Here is a 16,808-nt window from a genome sequence, read left to right as displayed (position 1 = left end):
TACCCGAAAGCGCCAAGAAAACACATCTAAAAAAGGATAATAAAAAAAGACAGCGGTTAACCGCTGCCTTACAGACTGTGAACAAACTCGATATTAATTAAGATTGCCTACTTTGAGGGAGTGTAAAATATGAACGTTGATTTCCACTCCAGGCACTCGCTTTCCGCGGGCGGTCCGGGAGCCTCCTCGGCGCTCTTGGCGCCTGTGGGGTCTCCCTAGGACGCGCTTTTCCCGCAGGAGTCTCGTACCCTACGTTCCAATCAACTTAGTTTAACAATCTAGATAGAACTCCCTTTTGTCTACAAACTCAAAGACAGCGATTTACCGCTGTCTTTGATTAGATATTGGATGCTTGTTGCAACGGAAAATCCTTCACGACCGTCACGAACTGACCTTCACTAAATGGATAGCCAGATTTTGTGATTTTAACTTTGACGATTTCACCGACCATTTCTTCCGATGCCGGGAAGACGATTTTCATGTAATTATCTGAGTAGCCCTCATAAAGGCCATTTTCCAACTTCGTTTCAGGAATGACTTCCAGAACTTCCCCCTCGAATCGGGAGGCATACTCTTTTGCCAACTGATCCGACAACGTAATAAGGCGGTGGACTCGTTCATTTTTGATATCTTCATCCACTTGATCTCCCATACGGGCAGCCGGAGTCCCTGTCCGTTTTGAATAAGGGAAAACATGAAGTTCGGAGAATTTATATTTTTCTATAAAGTTATATGTCTCCATGAATTCTTCTTCAGTTTCACCTGGGAAACCTACGATGACATCAGAGGTAACAGCAAGGCCCGGAAGTGCAATTTTCAGCTTTTCGATTCGATCACCGAAGAAATCCATCGTATATTTACGTCTCATCCGTTTTAGAACGGTATCGGAACCCGATTGGATTGGTATATGCAAATGACGTACCACTTTTTTCGAATTCGTCAGCACTTCAATGATCTCATCTGTAATTTGGCTGGCTTCAATGGATGAAATACGGATACGCTTCAGCCCATCGACTTTTTCCAAGTCACGCAGCAGCATCGCCAAATTATAGTCTTTCAAATCGTCTCCGTAGCCGCCCGTATGGATTCCGGTAAGGACTAGCTCCTTATAGCCTGCCTCAACAAGCTGTTCAGCCTGGTGAACGACTTCTTTTGGATCGCGGGAACGCATCAAGCCACGTGCCCAAGGAATGATGCAGAAAGTGCAGAAATTATTGCAGCCTTCCTGAATCTTCAATGAAGCGCGTGTACGGTCTGTAAAAGCAGGTACATCCAACTCTTCGTAGACACGGTTTTTCATGATATTACCTACGGCATTGATTGGTTCACGCTCAACCTTGAATTGCTCAATGTAATCAAGCAGTTTAACCCTGTCTTGTGTTCCTACAACAATATCCACACCTGGTATGGCCATGATTTCTGCCGGCGATGTCTGTGCGTAACATCCCGTTACCGCTATGACGGCATTCGGATTCTTACGAATGGCACGACGGATGACCTGACGGCTTTTCTTATCGCCAGTGTTTGTCACCGTGCATGTGTTGATGACATATACATCTGATGTATTTTCAAACTCAACACGATCATATCCCCCAGTTTTGAATAATTGCCATATAGCCTCTGTTTCATAATGATTCACTTTACAGCCTAATGTATGGAAAGCGACCGTTGCCATTTTTCATCACCTCAAAAGTTCTACATGATAAGAAACAGCGGAAAGTGCATATAAAGGTGCTGTTTCAGTTCTTAATATTCTTGGTCCAAGACCGCAAGCCATAAAACCGGCATCAGTCAGTTTTTCAATTTCCTTATCTGCTAAACCACCTTCAGGCCCAAAAACGAATAGGATGGATTGCCCAGCAGTAATATCTTTCAAGACAGAAGCGAGTACAGAAGTTTCCCCCCGTTTTGCCTCTTCTTCAAAAGCGATTAATTTATGATCGAAACCAGTTGCATACCCAGCTAGCTGATCTGCCGTCATCGGTTCCTTGATGGCAGGGATAACCGTGCGGTGAGATTGCTCAGCCGCCTCTTTTGAAATCTTCTGGAGCCTCTCCAATTTCTTGCCTACCTTTTTGTGGTCCCATTTTACCACCGAACGAGCAGCAATAAAAGGGATAAATTCAACGGCACCCAGTTCAGTGCCCTTTTGAACGATATATTCCAATTTATCCCCTTTAGGCAGACCGCTCGCAATCACTACCCTTACAGGAAGTTCCTTTTCTTCATTCTTCCATTCAGTTACCGTACCTATTACAGCATCATCAGTAATTTCCGAAATTTCCGCGATTGCTGTCATGCCATTACCTTTCACCGTGATGATCCGCTCACCTGGTCCCATTCTCATCACTCTGGCGATATGGTGAAAATCATCACCTGATATCGTCACCATGTTTCCATTGATATCTGCTTCGTTAAGAAAATACCGTTGCACACTGCCACCTACTTCGTCTAGTCTAAATAACTCACAGGCTAACAGTCGGGAATCCAGAATGCAAGCCGTGCAAAGATTCAAGCTAAAAAAAGGTACTCTGACTATCAAAAAAACCGATAATCAGAGTAACTTTTCCAATTAAGCATTTCTTTTTGCGATTATTGCCACCCAATCTTCCATCAAGATCGTTTCCTCAACGGTGAAACCAGATGCTATAATCGCTTCCTTCACATCTTGTTTCTTAGTTTGAATGATTCCGGAAGCGATGAAAAATCCGCCAGGTTTAACGACTTTCGCTACATCATCCGTAAAACGCATGATCACTTCGGCAAGAATATTAGCCACGACGATATCCGCTTGTTCATTTACTCCATCCAATAAGTTGCCTTGTGACACGGACACTTTATCCTGCACGTTATTTAGTTCAACGTTTTGCTTGGCTGACTGTACTGCCACTTCATCCAAATCAAGTGACTGGATTCGCTTTGCATCCAATAATGCAGCTGCAATGCTTAGAACACCAGAACCAGTTCCTACATCAACGACTAAATCCCCAGGCGTTACTGTTCGTTCCAGCGCTTGGATACACATGACCGTCGTCGGGTGTGTTCCCGTTCCGAAGGCCATGCCTGGATCAAGTTCAATGATCAATTCGTCACTGCTTACCGGAGTATAGTCTTCCCACGTTGGCACGATGGTAAAACGTTCGGATATCTTGACGGGGTTATAATATTTTTTCCAAGCCGTCGCCCACTCTTCTTCATTCACTTCACTAATTGAAACAACATTTTTCCCAAGGTCAATATCAAAAAGTTGGAGATTATTGATTGATTCCTTAATAGCATCAATGGTATCGCCAAGGAAGCTGTTTACGGGCAGATAAGCCTTAATGACTACACCTTCATCCGGATAATCATCGGGGTTTAAGTGGTAGATTTCGCCAAAAACATTTTCACGTTCCTTGACTAATTCTAGAGGATCTTCAATGACAACACCGCTCGCACCTGCCTCATGAAGAATATTCGAAACAGGTTCAACCGCTTCATTCGTTGTTTGGATTGCAAATTCAGACCACTTCATAATCTACCAACTCCCAATTTGTTCTTTTTACTTTTATTCACCTATCTTTGAAAGCCCGCTTCACTTTTGAGAAAAAGCCATCATCTTGTTCATCTACACCTTGTCCGCTGATATCACTGAACTCACGAAGCAAGTCCTTTTGTTTTTCCGTTAATTTCTTAGGCGTGACAACCAATACGACCACATGCTGATCTCCTTGGCCATATCCTCTGACATTCGGAACTCCTTTGCCCTTTAAACGGAAACGAGTGCTAGTTTGTGTACCTGCTGGAATCTTCAGCTTCACTTTTCCATGCAGCGTCGGAACTTCTATTTCATCCCCTAATGCTGCCTGGGCAAAAGTAACCGGCATTTCACAATAAATATCATCGCCATCCCGTTCAAAGAATTCATGGCTGCGCACATGGAAGACTACATACAGGTCTCCTGCGGGGCCGCCATTGATTCCAGGCTCGCCTTGGCCTGTTACGCGCAACTGCTGGCCATCATCAATTCCTGCTGGCACCTTGACTTGGATTTTTTTGCGTTTTTGGACTTTTCCGTCGCCGCCGCATGTTGAACATTTATTAGGAATGATTTTTCCTGTTCCTTGACAATGGTGACATGCTCTCCGGTTCACAATCCTTCCGAAAGCTGTGTTTTGTTCAACATTCAATTGACCGGTTCCTTGACAATGTGAACAGTTTTCCACCTTTGTACCTGGTTTGGCACCGGATCCTTTACATGTACCGCAATCCTCTTCACGCGGAATTTCGATCTCAGTATCTTTTCCGAATGCAGCCTCTTCAAACGAAAGCGTCATCGTGTACTGTAAATCCGCTCCTTGACGCGGTGCATTAGGATCTCTCCTGCGTCCGCCGCCACCAAAGAAGCTACTGAAAATATCTTCAAAACCGCCGAAACCGCCAAAGTCCTGACCGCCAAAGCCTTGATTGGGATCTGTATGTCCAAATTGGTCATAATGGGCTTTTTTCTGTTCGTCACTCAATACTTCGTAAGCTTCCTTAATTTCCTTGAATTTATCCGCAGCATCGTCCGCTTTATTAATATCAGGGTGATATTGTTTGGAGAGCTTTCGATACGCTTTTTTGATTTCATCCTTCGAAGCACTTTTCGAAAGGCCTAACACCTCATAATAATCGCGTTTACTCATATCTAAAATCCACTCCCGATTCGATTCACATAAAGGTAATATTATCACTGAACGAAGATAATAATCAACTAGAAAAGTACAAACGGCTTTAACACATTTTTGCAAATGGCATTGCCAGCCCCAATTTGCACACATTTTTCTCTAAAATCCCACGATTCCCCATCAGTGATTGCAACAATGTTTCCATTCACTGTAAAAAAAGCCAAAGTCAAGATAACCTGACTTTGACTTTTTTACAATGGGGCAGAATACTGCCCGATATATCAGTGTCCCGATTGGGGCACTTTTTATTTTTTCTCTTCTTCGTTCACTTCAGTGTATTCAGCATCAACGACATTATCGTCTTGAGCAGACTCGCCAGCACCCGCTTCGCCAGCTTGCTGAGCTTTTGCCGCTTCTTCATAAAGCTTCATTGTCAAAGCTTGAACGATTTCGTTAAGTGCATCTTTTTTCACGCGGATTTCTTCAAGCTCATTTTTCTCGATTGCAGCTTTCAGTTCATCCTTCGCTTCATTCGCTTTTGTCACTTCCGCTTCGTCCACTTTACCTTCTAGATCTTTAAGCGTTTTTTCCGTTTGGAAAACTAATTGATCTGCTTCGTTACGAAGTTCAACTTCTTCTTTACGTTGTTTATCGCTATCGGCATTTTCTTCCGCTTCACGTACCATGCGTTCGATCTCTTCATCAGAAAGGCCTGAAGATGATTTGATGGTGATTGCTTGTTCTTTGTTCGTACCAAGATCTTTCGCACGAACGTTCACGATACCGTTTTTATCGATATCGAATGTCACTTCAACTTGCGGAACTCCACGCGGTGCCGGTGGAATGTCACTCAATTGGAAACGACCAAGAGTTTTGTTATCCGCTGACATTGGACGCTCACCTTGAAGGACATGGATATCAACTGCCGTTTGATTATCAGCCGCTGTCGAGAATACTTGTGATTTACTTGTCGGAATCGTAGTATTACGGTCAATCAGTTTCGTGAATACTCCGCCCATCGTTTCAATTCCAAGTGAAAGTGGAGTTACATCAAGAAGGACAACGTCTTTAACATCACCTGTCAATACGCCACCTTGAATTGCAGCACCCATAGCCACCACTTCATCAGGGTTTACACCTTTGCTTGGTTCTTGACCGATTTCCTTTTTGATCGCTTCAACGACAGCAGGAATACGTGTAGATCCACCAACAAGGATTACTTTGTCGATTTCAGATGCTGAAAGACCAGCATCTTTCAATGCTTGACGAGTAGGTCCCATCGTACGTTCCACAAGACCTGTGGAAAGCTCATCGAATTTAGCTCTAGTCATCGTTACATCCAAGTGAAGCGGGCCAGCTTCTCCAGCAGTGATGAACGGTAAAGAAATTTGAGTTGACGTTACGCCAGAAAGATCTTTCTTCGCTTTTTCAGCTGCATCTTTCAAACGTTGAACCGCCATTTTATCTTTTGAAAGGTCGATTCCGTTTTCTTTCTTGAATGCTTCAACCAGGTAATCGATGATGACTTGGTCGAAATCATCCCCACCTAGACGGTTGTCGCCGGCTGTGGACTTAACTTCGAAAACGCCGTCTCCAAGTTCCATGATCGATACGTCAAATGTACCGCCGCCAAGGTCGAATACAAGGATCGTTTGATCTTCTTCCGTTTTATCCAAACCGTATGCAAGTGCTGCAGCTGTCGGTTCGTTGATGATACGTTCCACTTCAAGGCCGGCAATTTGACCAGCATCCTTGGTTGCTTGACGTTCTGCATCATTGAAGTAAGCAGGTACAGTGATAACCGCTTTAGTGACTTTTTCGCCAAGATACTCTTCAGCGTATGATTTCAAGTATTGAAGGATGATTGCAGAAACTTCTTGAGGTGAGTATTCTTTTCCTTCAATTACTTCTTTATGGTTGGTACCCATATGGCGTTTAATGGAAATAATCGTGTTAGGGTTTGTAATCGCTTGGCGTTTTGCCACTTCCCCAACTTGCCTTTCTCCATTTTTGAATGCCACTACGGATGGTGTTGTACGGTTTCCTTCCGGATTCGGGATTACTTTTGGTTCCCCGCCTTCAAGTACAGATACACAAGAGTTTGTTGTACCTAAGTCAATACCAATAATCTTGCTCATAGTTTCACTACCTCCCAATTATTTATATGTAAAAATCCTATTCGTTCACTTTTACCATTGCAGGTCGAATCACACGGTCTTTAAGAAGGTATCCTTTTTGGAATTCCTCGACGACGATGTTCGAACCGAAGTTTTCATCTTGAACTTGCATGACCGCTTGATGCAAACGCGGATCGAACTCTTCGCCAACCGAACTGATCGGTTCGATGCCTTCTTTAGCCAATGCACCAGTAATCGCTTTATAGACCATTTCCATGCCGGATAGCAAAGATTTCGTCTGTTCATTTTCCGCTTCGATTTTTGTTGCTCTTTCAAAATTATCAAGAGCCTCCACTAAATCACTAGCAATACTTTGAACTCTATATTTTTGAGCCGCCTCCATATCAAGCTTGGCACGGCGTCTTGAATTATCAAAATCGGCCTGCAGACGAAGATAACGGTTATCCATTTCTTCGATTTTCGCCTCAAGTTCGGCAATTTTTTCTTGAGCCAATTGAAGTTCATCTTTTTCAACAGGACCATCGTTTTCTTCCGCTGCTGGAATTTCTCCTTCAGCGAAAACTGCTTCTGCAGCGCTTTCCTCGATTGTTTCATTTTCCAATGTTTGTTCTTCGTTTTTATTTTCTGTCACAATCTCACCTCCCTAAAAGGGTTATACAATTTATGCTAAAGTAATATGCCAGGCCGCGGAATACACTCCTCCGCCACCTTAACAATATTACCTTTGCTACTATTTTTGATACAGTTTTGTCATCAGGGCCGTTAAATCTTTCGAGAAAAACGAAAGCAAACTGATCACTCTCGAATATTCCATTCTCGTTGGACCCAATATGGCCAATGTGCCAACTTGCTCCTGCCCGATTGAGTAGGTTGCCGTAATCAAACTGCAGTCATCGAGCACTGTGTTTTGATTTTCACGGCCGATCTTGACGTGGATGCCCGATGGATTTTGAGTAATTAGTTCATAAAATCCCTGTTCCTGCTCAATCATCGATAAAAGCGTGCTTACTTTCGCAATATCATGGAACTCCGGCTGCCTCAGCATATTCGTTTTCCCGCCGAAAAATATTTTTTCGGGCTTTGTGTCCGTCAGGGTCTCCGCAAGGACCGAGACCATCGATCCATAGTTATGAATGTGGCGGCTCAATAGAACGGCCACTTCCTTATAGATCTTATCCTTTAGATCAACTAGCGGAACATCGACCAAACGGGAATTCAATATATTCACCATCTTTTCAATTTCATTTATATCAAAAGAAGGCGGTAAGGAAATCATTCGATTTTCCACATGACCTGTATCCGTAATAATGATGGCTATTGCCGTTTCGGGACTTAAGGGAATGATCTGGATTTTTTTCAGCTTATGCTCATTCACTTTTGGTCCGAGTACAATCGCCGTATAATTCGTCAGTTCCGAAAGTATTTTCGCTGACTTCTGAACGATCTTTTCCAATTCATAAATTCGTTCTACAAAAACGGATTTTAAAATCTTCACTTCATTCTTTTTCGGAGCTTGAGGAGAAAGTAAATGATCCACATAATATCTATACCCTTTTTCAGAAGGGATCCTACCGGAAGAAGTATGGGTTTTTTCTAAAAACCCCATTTCTTCAAGGTCAGACATTTCGTTGCGAATTGTGGCAGAGCTGAACGTGATTTCATCTTTCTTCGACAAGCTTCGTGACCCGACTGGCTGGGCAGAATGGATGAAATCCTCGATTATCACTTGTAGAATCAATAATTGACGATCAGTTAGCATGTATGATCACCTCTGTTAGCACTCTGTCTCATCGAGTGCTAATATACTAATAAATTATCAAATGCAGCTTATGATGTCAACAATGAAAACCGCTAATTCATCGTTAAAATAACATGGATTTCCTTCAATCGGAATCAATAACGCCTAAAAATGTTTGGAACACTTCATTTCCAAGCAGTTTGCCCCGCTCAGTCAAGCGCACGAACCCGCCTTCCACCTTAAGCAAACCCTTTGCCGATCCTTCTTCGAGCGGTTTCCTGAAAATCTCCGTCATTTCTACAAAAAATTTATTCTTGAAGATTTCCAATGAAACCCCTTGCGTTTTCCGGAGACCCAAAAACATCTCCTCTTCCATCCGTTCATGAAGCGGTACTGGATGTTCTTCCAACACAGGCAGCTCGTTCGAAAGCAATGGAGTGATATATTTCTTCACAGGCCCATGATTGGCCACCCTTTTACCTCCAGTATAGCCATGTGCACCAGCACCAATCCCATAATACTCCACATTATCCCAATATGTCAGGTTGTGCCTGCTTTCAAACCCAGCCCGGGCAAAATTACTGATTTCATATTGATGCAGACCATGCTTCTCCATCTCTTCCATCAGCCTCTCATACATCGAAGCCTCGAGCTCCTGCGGCGGCAGGTTTAATTTACCTCTTCGCATCTGATTATAAAAAACCGTCTTCGGCTCAACGATCAATGAGTAGCTTGAGTAGTGCGGCAATTGAAGCGCGATCGCTTTATCCAGTGTATCCTTGAAATCTTCCATCGTTTGGCCCGGCAATCCATAAATTAAGTCGATGCTTATATTCGTAAAGCCAACTTCTTGAGCCAAATGGATCGTTTCATATACTTCTGAAGCCCGGTGAGTCCGGCCAATTCGTTTTAATAATTCATCATTGAAGCTTTGCACTCCAAAGCTAAGTCTATTGACCCCTGAATCATAAAGTATCTTGAGTTTTTCCCTTGAAAGATCCCCGGGATTGGCTTCAAAGGTATATTCAGCCTTCTTGGGATCAAAGGGCAGGGTTTCATTGATTGCTTCACATAAGAATGCAAGCTGCTTTTCATCCAGTGAGGTCGGTGTCCCTCCACCGACGAAAACCGTATCCAACCCTGCAGTCGGGTATTTGGAAAGCTGCATCACCATTTCCCTTTTCATCATCTGTAAATATTCATCGACCGGCTGTCCCTGCAAAAATACTTTATTGAAATCACAATAGTGACAAATATGTTCACAAAATGGTATATGGAGGTAAGCGCTTTTGATCATTGTGTTCACAACCTTTTAATCGAATGAGTCGATAGAAAAAGAGGCTAGATCTCCTCTACCCTCTTTTTTCTAACTATCGTTTATTTTATTTATTTTTTGGGTGTCGTATCATCCATTTTCAAAACAGCCATGAAAGCTTCTTGCGGAACTTCAACGGAACCTACTTGTTTCATCCGCTTTTTACCTTCTTTCTGTTTTTCGAGCAACTTACGTTTACGGGAAATATCGCCGCCGTAACATTTAGCCAATACGTTTTTGCGCATTGCACTAATCGAAGAACGGGCGATGATTTTTTGCCCGATCGCCGCTTGGATCGGCACTTCGAATTGTTGCCTTGGAATCAATTTCTTCAATTTTTCAACAATGACTTTACCGCGTTCATAAGCAAAGTCCTTATGAACGATGAAACTTAAAGCATCGACAGTTTCAGCATTCAGTAAAATATCCATCTTCACAAGCTTGGACGGTTTGTAGCCGATCAGCTCATAATCGAATGAAGCATAGCCTCTTGTATTGGATTTCAATTGATCGAAGAAATCATACACGATTTCCGATAATGGAATTTCATAATGAATGCTCACACGAGTCTCATCGATATATTCCATATCAATGAAGTTACCGCGTTTATTTTGACAGATTTCCATGATCGTCCCGACAAACTCCGTCGGTGCCATCATCGTCGCTTTGACATATGGCTCCTCGACACGTTCGATCTTTTGAGCATCAGGCATATTGGACGGGTTATCCACTTTCAGGACCGTTCCGTCCGTTTGCACCACATCATAAATAACACTCGGTGCAGTGGTGATCAGATCGATTTTGAATTCACGTTCAATCCGTTCCTGGATGATTTCCATATGAAGGAGTCCAAGGAATCCGCAACGGAAACCGAAGCCCAATGCTTGCGATGATTCCGCTTCGAACTGAAGCGCTGAATCGTTCAATTCCAATTTCTCCAACGCATCCCGTAAATCATTGAATTTCGATGCGTCAATTGGGTATAAACCGCAATACACCATCGGATTCATCTTCCTGTAACCCGGCAATGGTTCTGTCGCACTATTCACGGCACTCGTGATCGTATCACCGACAGTCGTATCACCAACGTTTTTAATGGATGCCGTAAGGAAACCTACATCACCGACGTTCAGTTCATCCAAAAGCTGTGTTTTAGGGTTGAAAACACCCAATTCGGTAACATCGAATTCCTTGCCAGTGGACATCATTTTGATTTTGTCGCCCACTTTAATGGAACCCTCAACAACACGGATATAGGCAACTACACCGCGGTACGCATCAAACAGTGAATCGAAAATAAGCGCCTTGAAAGGAGCATCCGGATCACCTTGCGGAGCTGGAACCAATTCAACGACCTGCTCCAAAATCTCCTCGATTCCGATTCCGGCTTTAGCCGAAGCCAAAACTGCATCGGAAGCATCCAATCCGATCACTTCCTCGATTTCTCCGCGCACCCGTTCCGGATCTGCACTCGGCAAATCAATTTTATTGATGACCGGAATGATTTCAAGGTTGTTGTCCAAAGCTAAATACACATTTGCAAGCGTTTGGGCCTCAATTCCCTGTGCCGCATCGACAACAAGGACAGCGCCTTCACAAGCTGCAAGGCTTCGTGACACTTCATACGTAAAATCGACATGTCCCGGTGTATCAATAAGATGGAAGATGTATTCTTCTCCATCTTTCGCGTTATATTTCAATTGAATCGCATTCAATTTAATCGTAATTCCACGCTCACGCTCTAAATCCATGGAATCCAACAGCTGACTCTTCATTTCACGCTGAGTCATGGCGTTCGTTTTTTCAATGATACGATCCGCCAATGTAGATTTACCATGATCGATATGAGCGATGATGGAAAAGTTACGAATTTTTGATTGTCTTTTTAATTTTTCTTCTCTATTCATGACGTTCACTCCCACTAGTCGACACAATACACTATTTTTTATTATATCAATAGAAAATGCAAGATTCAACAGAATAGTTACAAAAGAAGCATCATTGCAGGACAAAGCATAAAAAAAGGCTGCATCCCGGATTCGGATGCAGCCTTTTGCAGGGCACAATCAACTTATTTCCTGCCTAAATCATATCAATAAGGGCTTGAAAGGCACCTGATATGGTTTCTCCAAGCGTTTTGCCGATCGATGAGAAAAAGTTGAAAGCTTTCATTTCTTCAAGCTTTTCTTTTTTCGTCGCCAAATCATGACTCGTCACTTTTTCGCCAAGGATATCCGCTTCCATCTCCCCTTGGTCCGATTGGTTAATGATGAATGCACTATTCAAAGAGGGATCTTCATACCCCTTCATTTTTTTCATCCCGTCGTTCGCTTGCTGCATCCCGATTAGAACACCTAAAAATAATACGAGCACAATCCCTGTACATTTCAACCAAAATCGAACCATGATAAGAGAACTCCTTTCAAATTACCTCGCTTCCGAATCCCCGGTCGGGTTATCCACCGCTTTGGCATCCCAGTAAAATTCACTGAAAACCTCGGTAAAGGCATCAACGGTCAAGTACATTTCCTCGAAAGTATTATCAACACCGCCAACTTCAATAAGCATGGCATTGCCTGATAAATCCTGATTATATATACCATTATGGCTAGATCCGCCCTGTTTCATAACCCCTCGGGAAATACCTGGGTATTTTTTCTCCAATGCTTTATGAAGCTTATTGGCAAGCGCGGCATTTTTTTCATAGTTCGGGTTATTCCCCCCGATCACGAAGGCGATCTTGGCATACTCTTTACCTCTGATTGTAATTGTCGTATGTTTCTTCCGCTTTGAATCGCGGTGGATATCAATCAGGTATTCTAAATCTTTGTTATTGGCCAATGCCGTCTGGACCGATTTCCGTGATTCTTGATACGATTTGGCATAATTCAATCCTTTATTATTCAGATTTCCCATGATATCCGTTTTATCGAGCGAGGAGCCGATCCCCTTATCAGCCAAATCTTCAACCATCCGTTCCCCGAGTTTCGTAATATTGATTTTAGAATGGTAGGCTAGATCGGGGTCTGTCACCCCTTTTAAATATGGAAGATATGACTCCCGGTTATGGCTATGGTATATCTCGACCACTTTCCGGCCATTGGTCGTTTGATTCGGCTGATTGGTCACTCCTTTATCCGGTTCTTTAATCTCATCCAGGTTTTGAAGGGATGCATCCCTTTCTTCATTCAGGACATCCACTGGCGGTGAAGATTCATACGGCATATTCGTATAATTCGTTCCTTCCCCAGCAACGAGGATCTCATTATCAAAAATCGAAAAGCCAGGAAGCTCCCTTCCCAGTAAACTTCGCGGGTCCTCAAGTGAAATGTTGGTCGAGACTTTTATCAATTGATTCGTGATGATCGATTCCTTCTTACCTTCCGGCAGGGCATTAAAAAGATAATGATTTTCGTTGGCCAGCATCGAAAACAGCATTTTTCCCGAGAATTGATTGGCTACAGTATGTACGGAGTTAGAAGATATCCGATACTCCGGTCTTAGGGAAGTCATGACCCCACTGACTGAAAAAACAAAAAGAAGCAAGGCGAGAATACCTAGAAAAGTTTTTATTATTGTTGATCCGTGAATGGCTGTTATGATTCCTGGGGAATTTCTTCTTTTCATCTTTCCACCCTCTCTATAGCTTGTCTATTAATACCTATGACTTTGCTAGAAAGGGTAGAACACCATTTTTGGGCACTGAAAGTGATTTAACGGGTGTAATAGCCGGCATTATCTTGATTTATTGAATGATGCAAGGCTGCATTTAAACCATTGGCTATCAAATTGGCCATATCCTCGATGAAAACATCGACTTCTTTTGGTGTAACCATCAAATTTTGACCAAGCGGTGACAATACCTCATAAATCAATTTCCGTTTCTCTTCATCAGGGAGGACACCTATCATTCCCAAGAAGGTTTGGCGCTCCTTTTCACCTGGCATATCCTCTTCGGTCAGCTTTGTGCGCTTCCCAAAACTGAATCCAGCTGGTGCCAACGAACGTGATGGCCTGTCCCCTTCATTCAGTTCCTTGCCAAAGTGCTTCAAAATATAATCTATCGTATCGCTGGCAATGGATACGGCATCCACGACAGTAGGTATTCCTATTGCTATAACAGGAACTCCCAGTGTATCCTGGCTCAATTCTTTTCTTTTATTTCCCACACCAGACCCTGGATGGATGCCTGTATCCGTAATTTGAATCGTAGAGTTCACCCGTTCGATCGAACGGGCAGCCAATGCGTCAACGACGATAAGGAAATCAGGATTACTTTTTTCGATGACGCCTTTTATGATGTCACTCGTTTCGATTCCGGTAATCCCCATCACCCCAGGGGAAATGGCACTGACCGGCCGATAGCCTTCCTTGACGGACTCTGGCTGCAATTCGAACAAATGTCTTGTGACTACAAGGTTCTCAACGACTGCAGGTCCCAGAGCATCGGGGGTAACATTCCAATTACCAAGACCGACAACTAGACAACTGCTTTCCTTGGTGATTTTATTCCGTTTCAAGAAGTAAGCCAGTTCGTTGGCGAACACCTTTTCCACCCGTTGCTGCGTTTCCGTATCCTGCTGGCGGATTCCCTGAACCTCGATGGTCAAATAGCTGCCCTGTTTTTTTCCGATTTCTTTTTCCCCCTCAGCCGTGACCTCGACTAAGGATACCTTCAGATCATCCACATCTTTTTCCTTAATAATGACCCCTTCGATGCGGGAAACATCCACTTCCTCTACTACACCTTTATGTTCAAGGGCAATTTCCTTTGCTTCAATCGCCAAATCTGTCCGAATTCCGTATTCACTAAGGTCCAATTTATTTTCCATAACGGCCTCCTGATGTTTGAATTGTATCTAATCTAGTATTTTCAATAGTCTCTCTTAAACATTCTGTCGTTTTTGCTTTTTTATTATTCATTTTTTTGGTACAATGAATAATGACGAGATGAATTTATTACTGAAATTATAATTCCTTTTCGATTCTCAATCTGAAGTATTGCATATTTATGAGCAGTCTGATAGAATATCACTTGTGCTATTTGATATGGATTTGAAAAGTCGAGTTCATATAATCTCGATTTCTTTGTAGGAGGTGAACGGAATGCCAAACATTAAATCTGCTATTAAACGTGTAAAAATCAACGACAAAAAACGCGTTCATAACATTACTGTTAGATCAACTATGCGTACTACAGTGAAAAACGCTGAAGTTGCATTAGCTGGTGAAAACGTTGAAGCTGCTAAAGAAGCTCTTTTAACAGCTGCTGTGAAATTAGACAAAGCTGCATCTAAAGGATTAATCCATAAAAATGCGGCAGCCCGTAAAAAATCTCGTTTAGCGAAAAGACTTAACGCTCTTAACGCATAATGACAAAAAATTAAACGATCCAATCGGATCGTTTTTTTTGTGCCGTTTTTTGCATAAAAAAGGTGACAGGATATCTGCCACCTTTTTATCATCTAATTTTTAAAAGCAGCAGTTCAAGCGTGATTGCCTTATCTGCTTGGCCGGTCTTCATTTTATAATCCGCTTCCGCTAAGTCGTTCATGATGCTCAACAACTCGCGTTCCTGGAATTTCCCCGTCTTTTCAAGTGCCAGCTTTACCCTGTAAGGGTGCACCTTCAGTTGACCAGCAATTTTTTGCTGGCTATAGCCCTGACGGGAAAGCTCCTTCACTTGATACATGAGCCTGACCTGACCTGCCATGACACTCAAGATCTTGATCGGCTCTTCATTCTGCCTGAGAAGATCGTGCAGTATCGTCATGGCACTCTCCATTTTTCTCTGTAACACATGATCAACAAGTGTGAAGATATTCTGTTCAAGGGATTTTGCGACCAGCTTTTCCACTACCTCGACTGTAATGTGCTTCTCAGCTTCCGTATAAAGCACCATTTTATCCAGTTCATTCGTCAGCATCATCAGATTCGTTCCTGCAAGTTCAAGTAAAAGCTCTGTAGCCTGCTCATCTATTCGGACTGAAGAAGCTTCGACCCTCTCCTTCACCCACCCCTTTAACTCATGATCACCAAGCTTCTTCGCTTCAACGAGAACCGCCTTACGCTTCAGTTCCTTGGTGATTTTTTTCCGTTCATCCAGTTTCTCATAAGGTGCGGTCAATACGACAATAGAATATGGAACCGGATCAGCCAAATACGCTTCCAGTCTTTTCACATTATGCTCAACTCTTGACTTCGTTTTTTCAGCTGTCAAAAAAAATGGGTTTTGCATGAAGACAAGGCGCCTTTCCCCGATAAACGGGAGGGTTTCGACATCTTCAAGCGCAGTTTCAACAGGCGTCTCTTCTAAATCAAATTGAGAAAAGTTAAAATCCATCTCATCTTCATGAAGGACATTGTCGATCAATAGCTGCTTCGTTTCATTAATTAGATAGGCTTCCGTCCCATATAACAAGTATACTGGCGCGAATTGCCCTTTTTTTATACTTTTCCAAACGTCTAATACCAATAGAATCCGCCTCTTTACTATGTATTCTTCTCTAATGGTATAGGTGGATGGACCATTTGACAAGCTATAAAGGGAACTAGCCCTTAAAAGGGCTAATTCCGGATCTATATGAACACTTTCAAGAAAGGCCCGGGTAATCTCCCTTGAAAGCGGGTAGAGTATTCATGTAGAACAAATGAGCTTTTCGTTTTTCGCTTGCTTTGTTTGTACTTTTATTTTGACCTCAAAATCCCAAACTATTTGTGACAACTCTTGTCAGTAAAGGAAATGAAGGAATGAAGCCTGTAGATTTTTTTTTGGTAATGTTTTATACTATTAGCAGAAATAGGAGGGGTAAATAATGAACGAATTCGAAAAGAATGTTCAATCAAAGACAGATGACGTCGCTGATTCCGCTATAGGATTCATCGGTTCTTTTGTATTTTTCGCTGCCATGTTCACCATAGCTGTCGTCATTAAAGCTGTCGGATCCTGATTTCATTCATTACATGCA

Annotated in this window: 15 protein-coding genes; 2 read left to right on the top strand and 13 right to left on the bottom strand. The window is 42.7% G+C overall.

Annotation, left to right across the window (positions count from 1 at the left end; all coding sequences use genetic code 11):
- Nucleotides 1–337: 337 nt before the first annotated feature.
- The 12 genes from mtaB to gpr form a co-directional block, all read right to left on the bottom strand.
- A complete protein-coding gene (gene mtaB / locus AC3WLU_RS09500) occupies nt 338–1,675 on the bottom strand; it encodes a tRNA (N(6)-L-threonylcarbamoyladenosine(37)-C(2))-methylthiotransferase MtaB (protein WP_328097957.1) in 1,338 nt (445 codons plus the stop codon).
- A 6-nt stretch (nt 1,676–1,681) separates the two neighbouring features.
- The gene (locus tag AC3WLU_RS09495) at nt 1,682–2,434 is read right to left on the bottom strand and encodes a 16S rRNA (uracil(1498)-N(3))-methyltransferase (protein WP_096337733.1); all 753 of its coding nucleotides are present in this window, start codon (nt 2,432–2,434) and stop codon (nt 1,682–1,684) included.
- 138 nt (nt 2,435–2,572) lie between these two features.
- Nucleotides 2,573–3,514: a 50S ribosomal protein L11 methyltransferase gene (gene prmA, locus AC3WLU_RS09490; protein ID WP_098185694.1), complete on the bottom strand. Its 942-nt coding sequence runs from the start codon at nt 3,512–3,514 to the stop codon at nt 2,573–2,575.
- Nucleotides 3,515–3,551: 37 nt separating this feature from the next.
- Nucleotides 3,552–4,667, bottom strand: a complete 1,116-nt coding sequence (gene dnaJ, locus AC3WLU_RS09485; RefSeq protein WP_492597188.1) for a molecular chaperone DnaJ — start codon at nt 4,665–4,667, stop codon at nt 3,552–3,554.
- 287 nt (nt 4,668–4,954) lie between these two features.
- Complete coding sequence (gene dnaK, locus AC3WLU_RS09480) at nt 4,955–6,787, bottom strand: molecular chaperone DnaK (protein WP_034308533.1); 1,833 nt, start codon at nt 6,785–6,787, stop codon at nt 4,955–4,957.
- A 37-nt stretch (nt 6,788–6,824) separates the two neighbouring features.
- Entirely contained in the window at nt 6,825–7,418 is a 594-nt protein-coding gene (gene grpE / locus AC3WLU_RS09475; RefSeq protein WP_063575648.1) for a nucleotide exchange factor GrpE, read from the bottom strand.
- Between the two features lie 99 nt (nt 7,419–7,517).
- On the bottom strand, nt 7,518–8,546 hold the full coding sequence (gene hrcA / locus AC3WLU_RS09470) for a heat-inducible transcriptional repressor HrcA (RefSeq protein ID WP_048682856.1): 1,029 nt from the start codon (nt 8,544–8,546) through the stop codon (nt 7,518–7,520).
- Between the two features lie 124 nt (nt 8,547–8,670).
- Nucleotides 8,671–9,822 carry a radical SAM family heme chaperone HemW gene (gene hemW, locus AC3WLU_RS09465; RefSeq protein ID WP_034308541.1) on the bottom strand — a complete coding sequence of 384 codons (1,152 nt, stop codon included), beginning with the start codon at nt 9,820–9,822 and terminating at the stop codon, nt 8,671–8,673.
- A gap of 89 nt (nt 9,823–9,911) precedes the next feature.
- Entirely contained in the window at nt 9,912–11,747 is a 1,836-nt protein-coding gene (gene lepA / locus AC3WLU_RS09460; protein ID WP_328131710.1) for a translation elongation factor 4, read from the bottom strand.
- Between the two features lie 175 nt (nt 11,748–11,922).
- Nucleotides 11,923–12,246, bottom strand: coding sequence for a YqxA family protein (locus AC3WLU_RS09455; RefSeq protein WP_106026905.1), 324 nt, complete (start codon nt 12,244–12,246; stop codon nt 11,923–11,925).
- A gap of 21 nt (nt 12,247–12,267) precedes the next feature.
- Nucleotides 12,268–13,467, bottom strand: coding sequence for a stage II sporulation protein P (spoIIP, locus tag AC3WLU_RS09450; RefSeq protein ID WP_413001067.1), 1,200 nt, complete (start codon nt 13,465–13,467; stop codon nt 12,268–12,270).
- 86 nt (nt 13,468–13,553) lie between these two features.
- The gene (gpr, locus tag AC3WLU_RS09445; RefSeq protein WP_057278854.1) at nt 13,554–14,672 is read right to left on the bottom strand and encodes a GPR endopeptidase; all 1,119 of its coding nucleotides are present in this window, start codon (nt 14,670–14,672) and stop codon (nt 13,554–13,556) included.
- 274 nt (nt 14,673–14,946) lie between these two features.
- On the opposite strand from gpr, the gene rpsT reads away from it, so the two are divergent.
- The gene (gene rpsT / locus AC3WLU_RS09440) at nt 14,947–15,213 is read left to right on the top strand and encodes a 30S ribosomal protein S20 (RefSeq protein WP_034308554.1); all 267 of its coding nucleotides are present in this window, start codon (nt 14,947–14,949) and stop codon (nt 15,211–15,213) included.
- Nucleotides 15,214–15,301: 88 nt separating this feature from the next.
- On the opposite strand, the gene holA is transcribed toward rpsT, so the two are convergent.
- Nucleotides 15,302–16,315 (bottom strand): DNA polymerase III subunit delta, encoded by a 1,014-nt coding sequence (gene holA, locus AC3WLU_RS09435; protein WP_063575645.1) that lies wholly within the window; start codon nt 16,313–16,315, stop codon nt 15,302–15,304.
- A gap of 340 nt (nt 16,316–16,655) precedes the next feature.
- Between holA and AC3WLU_RS09430 the strand changes: the two genes are divergently transcribed.
- Nucleotides 16,656–16,790, top strand: coding sequence for a YqzM family protein (locus AC3WLU_RS09430; protein ID WP_034308559.1), 135 nt, complete (start codon nt 16,656–16,658; stop codon nt 16,788–16,790).
- Nucleotides 16,791–16,808 lie beyond the last annotated feature (18 nt).

This window comes from Peribacillus sp. FW305-BF15, from assembly GCF_058783805.1.
This window is presented reverse-complemented; position numbering and strand designations above follow the sequence as displayed.